This is a genomic window from Luteolibacter arcticus (assembly GCF_025950235.1).
GTDB lineage: Bacteria > Verrucomicrobiota > Verrucomicrobiia > Verrucomicrobiales > Akkermansiaceae > Haloferula > Haloferula arctica.
In genome coordinates this window covers 1-12,029 of the sequence record NZ_JAPDDT010000034.1, presented here as the reverse complement: position 1 = coordinate 12,029, position 12,029 = coordinate 1, and the positions used below count along the sequence as shown (strand labels likewise).

At 63.6% G+C, this 12,029-nt stretch carries 6 protein-coding genes; 4 read left to right on the top strand and 2 right to left on the bottom strand.

Translation table 11 applies throughout. From position 1 onward, the window contains the following. Positions 1-380: 380 nt before the first annotated feature. Together OKA05_RS29170 and OKA05_RS29165 are read right to left on the bottom strand one after the other, a co-directional pair. Positions 381-671 carry a hypothetical protein gene (locus OKA05_RS29170; protein WP_264490763.1) on the bottom strand — a complete coding sequence of 97 codons (291 nt, stop codon included), beginning with the start codon at positions 669-671 and terminating at the stop codon, positions 381-383. Between the two features lie 142 nt (positions 672-813). After that, positions 814-6,078 carry a beta strand repeat-containing protein gene (locus tag OKA05_RS29165; protein ID WP_264490762.1) on the bottom strand — a complete coding sequence of 1,755 codons (5,265 nt, stop codon included), beginning with the start codon at positions 6,076-6,078 and terminating at the stop codon, positions 814-816. 246 nt (positions 6,079-6,324) lie between these two features. Here OKA05_RS29165 and nadB point away from each other — a divergent pair, with 246 nt between their 5' ends. From nadB to OKA05_RS29145, 4 genes are read left to right on the top strand one after another with little or no spacing between them, the layout of a single operon-like run. Further along, positions 6,325-7,938, top strand: a complete 1,614-nt coding sequence (gene nadB, locus OKA05_RS29160) for an L-aspartate oxidase (protein WP_264490761.1) — start codon at positions 6,325-6,327, stop codon at positions 7,936-7,938. Between the two features lie 12 nt (positions 7,939-7,950). Next, entirely contained in the window at positions 7,951-8,898 is a 948-nt protein-coding gene (locus OKA05_RS29155; RefSeq protein WP_264490760.1) for a hypothetical protein, read from the top strand. 60 nt (positions 8,899-8,958) lie between these two features. Next, positions 8,959-11,301, top strand: a complete 2,343-nt coding sequence (locus tag OKA05_RS29150) for an alkaline phosphatase D family protein (RefSeq protein ID WP_264490759.1) — start codon at positions 8,959-8,961, stop codon at positions 11,299-11,301. Positions 11,302-11,332: 31 nt separating this feature from the next. Then, a complete protein-coding gene (locus OKA05_RS29145; RefSeq protein WP_264490758.1) occupies positions 11,333-11,878 on the top strand; it encodes a tetratricopeptide repeat protein in 546 nt (181 codons plus the stop codon). The last annotated feature ends 151 nt before the right edge of the window (positions 11,879-12,029 follow it).

Genomic DNA, 12,029 nt, shown 5'->3' with positions numbered 1-12,029 from the left:
GAGCTTCTCCAATACCTGACCTAACTAGTACAGATTAAAATCCGCGGGGAGATGATTTTTCAGACAGCCTCTTAGCCTAGGCCATCGGCCTAGGTATCGATGCAGAGTCCAAGGGAGGGCTGAAGGCCCAATATAGGTGAGGGGTTGGAGCCGGCAAGAAGATCGCGATCATCGCACGGGCTGTTAGGGTAAATCCCCTGTCGATGCGAAGATGGTGGAAACCGGCCGTCCCCCTATCGCGCCCCTTTAGGCCGCCATCTTCGCGACACGGGATACCCCGGACGCTGCCCGGGGCAGAGGGATGACGCGCCGTTGGCGCTGGAAGGCAAGGCCATGCACGGAAGCTCACGGCAAGATGCCGCGTGCCATGGGGAGCCGAGTCACTCCCGCTTACGAGCCCGGCGATTCTCGCTCATCTGCCGATGCAGCTTCTCTATATTGTAGAGGTAGCTGTTCTTGTCCGCCTCGGTGTAGCTGAATTCCAGCATCCCGAATTTCTGAAGGAGCGCCACGACGACGTGGAACACCACCGAGCTGGCCCAGACCACCCATAAGAGGACCTCGAAGACGACCACCCAGCGTTCCTCGCGGCACAGGATCCCCCCCGCGAAGCAGGCCGCTAACAGCAGAGCTCCCAACGTGATCGAACGTCGCCAAGTCTGGTAGCGCATTGTTTTCAAATCGCGTATCCTTTCACGCAGTAAGCAGCCCCATGGGCGGTCCGTCCAGCTCCCTGCACGGCCAAACAAAAAGCCGCCCGGTTTTCACCGGGCGGCCTTGGATAAGGATCAATTGAATCGGATCCGGCGCCGATCAGGGAGTGACCGGAAGATCCACCTTGATGCGACCGAAGAACTTGCCTCCGGGAGCGGCCACGGACTTCTGAACCCGGAAGGTCCAGCGCTCGAGCACGCCTTCCTCGATCTCGGTGATCTGCTGGGTCACGCCGCTGCCCAGGTCATCGCTCCAGCTAGCCGCCTGAAGGGTGGTGCTGTATTCGAAGCGAGGGTTGTACGGCTTCGACACGTCCGTGACATTGAACGCGAAGAGCATGTAGGCCGAATCCGTCGGATCGACCGTGAACTTCGGCAGGCTGGCGCTGTCATTCGGACCCGATGGCACGGTGCCGAGGACGAACTCGATGCCATTGACGATGCCATCGCCATCCGAGTCGGTGTTCGCCCCGGCTCCGGCGATGCCGTTCGCCGTTTCCCAGCCGTCATAGCCACCGCCACCGGTTCCCGGCTGGACGCTCAGGACGCCGTCCGATTCCGTGAAGGTCCAGAGGAAGCCTCCGGAATTCATGGTGTGGACGTCTGCGGCCTGGGTGAAGCCATCGAGACCGAAGGAGGCATCGAAGGTTTCGAAGGCCAGAGCAGCCCGGTCCACCAGGGTCCAGCTGTTGCCGGTGGTGGTGTCGGCCGTGGAGAGGTCGATGGTGAACTTGCCACGGAGATCGACGGCACCTGCACCGGTGATCCGGTTGCTGATGCCATTGGCTGCGGGCTTGAAGTTCATCTTGCCGGCGGCTCCGAGCACCAGGGCGCCGGTTTCCACCGTCGTGTTGCCGGTGTAGGTGTTGACGCCGGTGAGGGTGGTATCACCCGTCCCCTTCTTAACCACGGCACCGGTGCCGCCGATCGCGTTGACGATGGTGAGGGCGTTGCTGCGGTTGAAGGTGAGCGTGGTGTTGTTGATCACCGAGCCGGTGCCGATGAGGCCGGTGGTGCCGCCATTGCCGACTTGCACCGTGCCGGAGTTGATGGTGAGTCCACCGGTCCAGGTATTGTCGGCGGTGAAGGTCACCTGCTCCCCACCGGTGCGGGTGAGGCGCGAGCCCCCCGTGATCAGGCCGCTCAGCGTGACATTACCATAGCCGCCGCCGAAGGTGAGCGAGCTATCCGCCGTGACCGAGATCGGGCTGGCGATGGTGCCGCCATTCGGGCCAGGCCAGGCGCTGCCCAAGCTGCCGCCGTTGAGGACGATCGCCTTGCTCAGGTCCAGGGTGCTGCTCCAGCGTGCGTTGATCAGGGAGGCCCCGGAATTCACCGTGACCGTGCCCGTGCCGTTGAGGGCTACGTTGCGCTGGTTTCCTTCCCCATACGGCTTGATCAGGTAAAGCGTGCCGCCATTGAGGATGATGTTGCCGTTGCCGGAGGACACCGAGTTGAGGAACAGCGTGCCGGTGCCGTTCTTCGTCAGCGTGTGGCCGCCCAGGCTGAAGGTGCCCGCGCTGCCGGCCGAGGCACCGATGAAGATCTCATTGCTGCTGTTGATCTCGGCATTGCCGGTCAGGGTGAAGCTCGGAACGATGGCCCGGGTGGCGATGCCGTTGGTCAGCAGCCCGGCGGACTGGATCACCTGCGGCGTCGTTTCAAGGTTTTGGCCATTGAGGTCCAGCGTGCCCCCTGCGGCGATCGACGTGACGTTCCCGGAGGCACCGAGTGCTCCCGGCGTAGCCACGGTGACGGTGCCGCCGTTGATCTGATTACCGCCCGCGTGAGTATTAGTGTTCTCAAGGCGCAGGCTGCCGGTTCCATTCTTCACCAGGCGGGCATTGCCGGCGAGTCCGCCGCTGCCGCTGAAGGTGTAGTTGCCGGGGGTCTGCACGGTAACCAGCGTCGCATTGAGCGCACCCGCCAGCGTGATGGTGCCGGGATTGGTCCCGTCAAAGAGCACGGTATCCAGCGGCAGGAAGGCCGTCGGTGCCGAGGAGCTCGAGAGCTTCCAGCTCTGGGCGGAGAAGTCCCAGGTCGTTCCCGCGGCTGCGGTCCAGATCAGGGAATCGATCGCGTCGATCCGGACCTTGACCGCCTTGTTCACGGTGTCGTGGACGAGGCTGGCCTGATAACGCGGATTGGGCAGGGCGGCCAACGAGAGATTGCTGAACCCGGTCATGGTGCCGGAGTAATCGATGACGGTGAACTCCTGGCCGGGAGTCAGGCTCCCGAGCAGCGACGCGGTGATCACCGTGGGCACACTGACCGTGACGTTGCCGGTGTTGATCGTGTCCACCGACGAGCCGATGCGGAAGGTGAGACCCGAGCCGCCGAAGGTGGCATTGGGCACCTGCAAGACGCCGGCCGTGGTCGGGGTGCCGGGCTGGAAGGTGCCGCCGAGCAGTTCGAGGTTGCCGGAAACGGTTCCGGCACCGAGCAACAGGGTTCCTGCCTCCAGGGTCACGCCGCCGGTGAAGGTCTTGGTGGCACCGCCGATGTTCAGGGTGCCGGCTCCGCGCTTGATCAGCCCGCCTGCGCCGGAAAGCGTTCCGGTGAGGGTGATCGTATGAGGCGTGGTGCCATCCACCGAGTTCGCGGTATTGATGACCGTATTGCCGTTGGTCCCTGTAAACGCCATGTTCAGCGAGGACGACCAATTTGCGGAAGCGCCGAGGGTGCCGCCGCCGAGGTTCACAGCGTAGGTGGTGCCTTCGGTGATCATGCCCCACTTGCCGAGGTTCAGGCGACCGCCGGTCAGATTCACCGTGTCGGGTTGCGGATTGGCCCCGCCGGTGTTGTGCCCTTCGCTGCGGCCATTGACCACCAGCGACGAGGTGTTGACGACGCCAGTACCGGAGACGTTGAGGATGCCGGAGCCATCGATGCCGAGGATCAGGTTCGCCTGATTCTCGGCACCCGGGTCGGTGACGTTGTCTGGCAGGTTGAGCGAGCCGCCGGAGATATTATAAACCGAGGTATTTCCGCCCCAGTGGCCGATGAACGCCTGGGCAGTGGAAGTCACGATGCCCGAGCTGTGGTTCACGGTGTGGGCATTGTTGGTGCCCGCACCGAGGTTCATGTTCGCGAAAGTGGCGCTGGTGGCCGACAGATTCGTGGTGGAGGAGTAGCCGATCAGGCTGCCGGCAACCACGGAGGCGGCGGCGAAGGTCGCGGTGGTGCCCGCGTTCACGTTGACCGCACCGGTGATATTGACGTTGCCGTTGAGCACCGTAGTGCCGGGGCCAGCCGTGAAGGACAGGTTACCCGCGCCGGTGATCGGACTGTTCACGGTGGTCGTGAAACCCGTCAGAGTGTTGAAACCACCATTGCCGGAGGACAGGGTGATGCCGCGGTTGGCAGCGAGCACCAGGTCGCCGGTGCCCTGCAGCAGGCCGCCATTCAGCAGCGTGATGGCATCGGCCGTTGGCGAGGCTGGAGCGGTGCCAAGCGAGGTGTCGCTGGCGAGCTGCAGGGTGCCGTTGCCCGCCGAGCCGTCCACCGTGGTTTTGCCGAGGAAGCCGCTGTTGCCGGTGCTTCCGATGGTCAAGGTGCCGGTGCCGGTCTTCTCCAGGCTGGAGGCCGCGTTGCCTATGATCGGGCCGTTGATCGAACCGACCGCGCCCCCCCAAGTGTTCACGCGGACCGCGCCTTGAAGAGTGATGTTACCAGAGAGAGCCGCTCCGCCTTGCAGGCGAACCGCTCCCAACTGCCCGGCGGCTTCCGTGGTACCAAGACCGGCGAGGGTGAGGTTGTTCGCGATCGTTCCGGCGGTCGCAAAGATTTGGCCGCCTGCCTGCACGCTGACGGCGCTGGTGCCGAACTCATCGCCAACGACCGGATTGACTCGGGCTCCACTGATGGTGATAGGGCCGGAGAACTCGGAGAGGTCCGGCAGGGCGAGCACGATGGCAGACGTTTCGCTGGTGCCATCACCGGTGAAGAGAACGGCTCCGCTGCCGGTGAACATTCTGGCGACGCTGATGTTGCCACCGACCCGGGTATCAAAAGCCACCGTGCCGCCATTGATCACGAAGCTCGCGCCGGCGCCGGCATTGGCTCCCAGCGTCAGGGTGCCGGTACCGGCCTTGGTGAAGGCACCGGAGATTCCGCCCGCGTAGCTGCTGTCGAGATTGGTCGCTCCCACCGTCAGGACGCTGTCGCCGGCTGTGGCGATGGTGCCGCCGCCCGCGATCCGCGCCCACGATTGGTTCGCTTCGAGCGTGGTGGTGCCGCTCTTCACCGTGACAAGGCCGGTGATGCTGTTCGCGGCATTCAGGAGATAGACGGGACCGGCAAAGGTGACGTCCGTCCCCGTGAGCTGCGAGCCGATCACGAGCTGGGAGTTGCCATCGGCACGCACCAGGCCGAGACCGCCGGAGAGATTGATCACGCCGCCGTTGAGCTGTTGGAGGCCCTGCTTAAGCCAGATGGCGTCCGCAGCCTGGGTGCCGGTGACGGAGACCGTGAAATTCGTGTCCACGGCGGGAGCCGAGAAAACCGCCGCGCGGCCCGCGGTCCAAGCGGTGGTGGCGGTGTCTCCGGCAGCCGAGGCGCTCCAGAAGGTGTTGGTACCCCAGGTGCCATCGATAGGATCGCCGAAGCCGGCGGTGGCACCGTTGGCATCCCAGTAGGCAAGCGTGCCGGCGTAGGCGTTCACGACCTGAACACCGCCCAAGGCCGAGCGGGAGGTAGTTCCCCGCACCCCAGACAGCGAGACCGCCGGCTGGCCGAGCACCTTGATGAAGTTCGTGCTTTCGACGAGCGTGTCGGCATTCGTCCAACTGGCGGCAGACCAGGACTGGCTGGCAGTGCCGGGGATGGTAGCGCCGACTCCGTCGCCCTTGTAGAAAGAGCCGTTCACCCGCACCGCGGAGATCGCGCCAGGCGAGGCCTGGTCGGTGGCGTGGATGATGTAGATGTCGTTGAGCAGGAACGGCGACGCGAGATCCATGGTCCAACCGGCCCCCGAGTCGTCGAGATACCCGGTGGTCAGGTCGCCGTTCTCGGACGTGGCGGTGGCTCCGGTGGATGCCGAGAGATAGGTGTTCTCGCTATTCCAACTGACGCTGCCGGTGGTGGTCGCACCATTGCTGTCCAACAAGCCACCCAGCGTGCCGGCGGCGACCGTGGTGTTGTTCCAAAAATTGCCGGCCACCGGAACCGCTCCGGCAGTCTTGGATGCTTCCGACACTTCGCCGCCCTGCTCGGCGCCGAAATTGACGCTGATGCTCTGGGCAGCGAGCGGTCCGGAAAGCGCCACGACCGCATAAAATGCGGCCTGGCCGTGGGAGATACCGGTGCGGAGGGCGGCACGCAGGAGCACGTCCCGTTGGTTGGTATATGGGGTCTGGTTGTTCATTGAGGTCGGTCGGCTTAATTAGACTGCTTCGCCCCACAAGCAAGGAATAAGCCATATTTGCTCACTAATTTTTCCATTGAGTGACTTTTGCTACCTTGAAGATTAGGTAATCAGTCTGATTAAAACAGTTTATTACGTGCTTTTCCGCAAAAGCGGCCCTCAAAAACTCGTAAATTCCGAACCTTTCCCACCCTTGACGGTGTTTCGGCTTTTCGGTCCGCCTCAGGCAGCGATTCTTCCGCCCCCATGACGTGCGACTTCCTGGTGATCGGCGCAGGCATTGCCGGTCTCACCTTTGCCATCCGTGCCGCGAAGCACGGTTCGGTGATCGTGCTGACGAAAGGCGCTGCCTTGGACTCGAACACGGCGTGGGCACAGGGCGGGCTGGCTTCCGTGCTGCCGGAAGGACTGTGCGACCAAGGCGACAGCTTCAAGCTCCACGTGGCCGACACGCTCGATGCCGGCGCGGGGCTCTGCAAAGAAGACGTGGTGCGCGCCATCGTCAGCGAGGGCGCTTCAACGGTGGAAGACCTAGTCTCCCATGGCGTGGATTTCGACAAGGAGGGCGATCACTTCGCTCTCGGCAAGGAAGGCGGCCACTCGAAGCGCCGCATCCTCCACGCCCGTGACACCACCGGCCGGGAGATCGCGGAGTCCTTGGTCGAAGCCGCGCGGGCAACGCCGAACATCACGCTGCTGGAAAATCATTTCACCATCGACCTGATCACCACCGGCAAGCTCGGCGTGGTCACGGAGGACCGCGTGCTCGGCGCCTACGTGCTGGAAAAGGCGACCGGCGAGGTGAAGATTTTCCGCTCCGATCGCGTGGTGCTCGCCACCGGCGGCTGCGGCAAGGTTTACCTCTACACCACCAACCCCGACTCCTCGACCGGCGATGGTGTGGCGATGGCCTGGCGCGCCGGGGCCAGCGTGGCGAACATGGAGTTCATCCAGTTTCACCCGACCTGCTTCTACAACCCGGCAGCCATGGGCGCGGAGGCCCGCTCCTTTCTGGTCAGCGAGGCGGTGCGCGGCGAGGGCGGCATCCTCATCAATGCAAAGGGGGAGGACTTCACCAAGAAGGCCGACCCGCGCGGCTCGCTGGCACCGCGCGACATCGTGGCCCGCGCGATCGACCGCGAAATCAAGAAGACCGGCGCGCCCTGCGTGTATCTCGATGTGACGCACAAGCCGGCGGGCTTCATGCGCGAGCGCTTTCCCTTCATCTACGAGAAGCTCCGTAGCTTCGGGCTCGATTGCGAGAAGCAGCCGATCCCCGTCGTGCCGGCCGCCCACTACCAATGCGGTGGCGTGGTCGCCGACATCAATGGCAAGACCACCATCCGCGGGCTGTATGCCATCGGCGAGGTCGCCTGCACCGGCCTGCACGGCGCGAATCGCCTCGCCTCGAATTCCCTGCTGGAAGGCAACGTCACCGCCCGCCGCGCGCTCGATGACATCCTCCAACACTACGGCGTGGAAAAGCACACCGACGACGCGCCGGACGTCCCGGGATGGCACCACGGCGACGTGACCGCACCGGACGAACTGGTGGTGATTTACCACAATTGGGACGAGCTGCGGCGCCTGATGTGGGACTACGTGTCGATCGTCCGCACCGACAACCGGCTGCGGCGCGCCGGCACGCGATTGCGTAATTTGAAAAAAGAAGTGCGCGAGTTTTACTGGGGCCATCGTGTCACCGCCGACATTCTAGAGTTGCGCAACCTCGTCGCGGTCGCTTCCCTCGTCGTCGATTGCGCGATCCGACGCCGTGAATCGAGGGGCTTGCACCATACGCTAGACTACCCCGCCACGGACGACCGGTTCCTGAAGGACACCATTTTGCGACGTTTTTAATAAAACTTAACGATGGGAAGACGAGCCCCCCAAGCCAATACCCGAAGCCTAGCGGATCGAGCCGCCGGGCTCGTTTTGTCGGCGCTGGTCGCCTTGCTCCCCACGCTGGGAGCGCAGACCGCGAAGACCACCGGCAACCTGCCGCGGGTGGTCATCCCGACCTCGAACCGGCCCACCGCCCCGGTGCGACCGGTCAATCCCTCCGCGGGCCAAGTCTATCCATGGCGGCTCAATATCACCGCCACCGTCTTCTGGATCGGCGAGCAGCCGACCCAGAACAACCCGACGCCGAACCACAAATCCTCGTGGGACCAGGCATGGGCGCAGAATTTCGGCGGCTACGACAATCCCGATCCGGCCGCGCGCGTCGCCAATCACAGCAGCGGTGAATTCCGCCCGAAGGGCTTCTCGCCGCAGCTCAATCCCTTCTACGTGGCCCTGCCCTACAACGATGTGCAGGGCTGGGCGCGCCACAAGCCGGAAGCCAGCAAGGTGATCCCGTGGTTCAACCGAATGAACCCGCAGCCCGGCAAGACCGTGTGCAAGGGCCGCTGGGTGCAGATCTTCAACGGCAAGTACAGTTGCTACGCCCAGTGGGAAGACTGCGGCCCGTGGGTGACAGACGATTTCGAATACGTCTTCCTCGGCAAGAGGCCGAAGAACACATCCAACAAGGCGGCCGGCATCGACATCTCGCCGTCCGTCCGCGACTACCTCAACCTGCAGTCCGGGCAGAAGTGCCACTGGCGCTTCGTCGAGGCGGCGCAGGTCCCGTATGGCGCGTGGAAGAAATTCGGCCAGAAGGCTCCGCAATCCACTCGCGGAGCCGGCCCGGTGGTCGCAGCGGGTGGTGCGGATGTGGATGTGGATGCCCAGCGCCGCTATCTCGAGTATCTGCGCAAGATCCGGGACGAGCAGTACATGAAGAAGACCAAGTCGGAGCTGGAAAGCGGCGGCTGAGTGGAGTTCGGATCAATCCGCGATTGCGGTGAGGCCCCGGCTTTCCTTAGCCTTCGAGCCGTGATTTGCCGCCTGCTCCTCCCGCTGCTGGTCCTCTCCCTCGCTCCCGCCGGTGCCCAGGGCCCATTCGTGCCCGACATCGGCGCGAACGTCGCCCGGCCATGGCTGGGCAAGGACTACTGGGCGAATCCCGCGGAAGACTGGACCCTCGCGAAAGGGCGCCTGGAGAACACCTTCTCCGGCGGCAATCGCAATGTCACAGTGCTGACCGCCGAGCTGACTCCGGCCGCCGAGCCATTCACCGCGCGGGTGTTGCTCGATCAGGTGTCCTTCGAACTCTTCGGCGAGGGTTTCGTCGGCTTCCAGGCAGGTGTTCGCGGTGAAAGCGGCGACTTCCGCGAAGCGGCGATCTCCGGCACCGGCTTTGCCGCCGGCATCGATTTCTCCGGCCGCGCCTTCCTCGGGAACTTGAAGCAGGAAGGCGAACCGCTCCCCCTCCCCCTGCGCGGCATCGTGCTCGAGCTGAAGGGTGAGCCGGAAGGAGCCGACCGCTACAAGCTGAGCCTGCTGGTCCAGGATGCGACCGGGAAAATCCTCCGTACGTTGACCGCGTCCGCACACGCCAGCTGGCTACCGGGGCTGGTTTCCCTGACCTCCTCGACCCAGCCGCCGCCGGCCGTCGATCTAGCATCGGCACGCCCCTCACGAATCGAAGCGATCTCCCAGACTCGACAAGGAGAGGGCCGCTTCGGCTTCAGCAAGCTCGCGCTCTCCGGAGCGAAATTCGCCCTCCATCCCGAGCGCGCCTTCGGGCCCATCCTTTGGACCACTTACACGATGGACAATGACGGCACCCTTTGCCTGCTCGTCCAGGCCGCACCCTTCGCCCGCAGTGAAAAGCTCGAGGCCGAACTCCTGCTGCCGGGCCGCGATCCCGTATCGATGACCCTCGATCCAATCTCCCGCACTGCCCGCTTTCGCCTGCTGAAACTGGATCCCGCCAAGTCGATGCCCTACGAGGTGAAGCTCGCGGGCGACTCCTACAAGGGCACCATCCGCCCCGCGGCCAACGGCCGACCGCTGAAGATCGCCTCCCTTTCCTGCAACGACGGCACCGGCTTTCCGCACAAGGAGCTGGTCGAAAACGTCCGAGCCCAGGCCCCCGACTTCATCACCTTTCACGGGGATCAGATCTACGAGCAAGCTGGCGGCTACTCGCTGATCTACGATCACCGGCCCGGCGATCGCCCGGTGCTGTCCTACCTGCGCAAGTACGCCATGCATGGCTGGACCTGGCGCGACCTGCTGCGTGACACGCCGTCCATCACCATCCCCGACGATCATGATGTCTTCCACGGCAATCTCTGGGGCGCGGGCGGCGAATCGGCCGATGTGTCGAAGGGCTACGGCGGCCCGGCCCAGGACGGCGGCGGCTACAAGATGTCGGTCGAGTTCGTGAATGCCGCCCACCGCACCCAGACCGGCAACCTGCCCGACCCCGCCGACCCCTCCCCCTGCCGCAGCGGCATCAGCGTCTATTTCACCCGCCACGCGTGGGGGCCGCTCGACTTCGTGATCCTGGCCGATCGCCAGTTCAAGTCCGCCCCCAAGGTCTCCTTGCCGCAGGCCAGCATCGAGAATGGCTGGGCGCAGACGATTTCCTGGGATGCGAAAGCCGGCACCGCGGCGGAGGAGGTTCATCTGTTAGGCGGTCGTCAGGAAGCATGGTTGGCGCGCTGGGCCAAGAGCCCGGCGAAGGGCGCGAAGTTCCGCATCGCCCTTTCCCAAGCGCCGTTCTGCGCCCCCCAGACATTGCCGAGGGCCATGCGCTCGGACGCGGAAGTGCCGAACCTCCCGGTGCTGAAAGCCGGCGACTACGCCCCCGATGACGAGCCCAAGCCGGACTACGATACCAATGGCTGGCCGCAGGCACCGCGCCTCAAAGCACTCGAATTTCTAACCGAAGCCCATGCCATCCACATCACCGGCGACCAGCACCTCGGCAGCACCGGCCAATACGGACTCAAGGCTTGGGGCGATGGCCCGTGGTGGATCAGCTCGCCGGCCACCGCCAATACCTGGCCGCGCCGCTGGATGCCCTCTACGGAAGGCAAGAACCGCCGCACCGGCGCCCCGAAGTGGACCGGCGAATTTGACGATGCCTTCGGCAACCACCTAACCCTCCACGCCGTCGCCAACCCGCAGGACATCGACCGCGAACCCGCCCGGCTATACGACCGCGCCGTCGGCTACACCCTCACCACCTGGGATCCATCCAGCGGCAAGGTCCGCCTCGAAAACTGGCCCTACTGGGCCTCCCCCACCAAGCCCGCCCCCGACAACCAACCCTACCCCGGCTGGCCCGTGACGATCAATCCGGCAAGCGGCAAGCGGGTGGATTGAGCGAGCGTCCGGCGGCCTAACAGGAGGAATCATGATCAGTAAGGAACTAGGGCCAACGGAGACGATCAGGATGTTTGAATCCAAGAGCTTGGATGCATTGAGCTCCTTTCAATCGTTCGAGTATGCAGATGCATTGCGGAGGGTGGGACGCTGCAAAGAAGCACTCGCTATCTACCAATCGCTTGAGGGAGCTGATGTTCCCGCCAAGCACAAATGGCTCATCCCATTATACAAGGGGAAGACCTTGCAGGAGATGGGACGATTCGCCGAGTCAGAGCAGGCCTTGATCGAAGCATGCAGGCTTGATGACAGCACGGTCCCGCGAGTCTATTTGGCTGGAACTCTTGCTTCTCAGGAGCGCTTTCATGAGGCAATTGAGGTCCTTCAAGATGGATTGAATCGCGAGGGCGATCGTGACGAGGTCCTGCTTAATCTGGCGTTTAGTCAGCGTACGCTTGGAAGGCTCAAGGAAGCAAAGGAGAGTCTTGAACTGGCCCTGACAGTGACTCCCTCATATCCTGAAGCCTTGGCGCTCCTAGAGGATGTCAATGCGGCCATTTTGTTCGAGCCGAGCTAAAGAGAATCCAACAAAACAGAGGCGCGTGAAGAATAAGCCGTCCATTACCGAAAAAAATGGGGTCATGGGGTCCTGAATGGCGCTAACTTAAGGCGGATTTGTGAGCCGTGATGAACTACTGGCATTCTAGTAGCTGCTTGCAAACAATGAC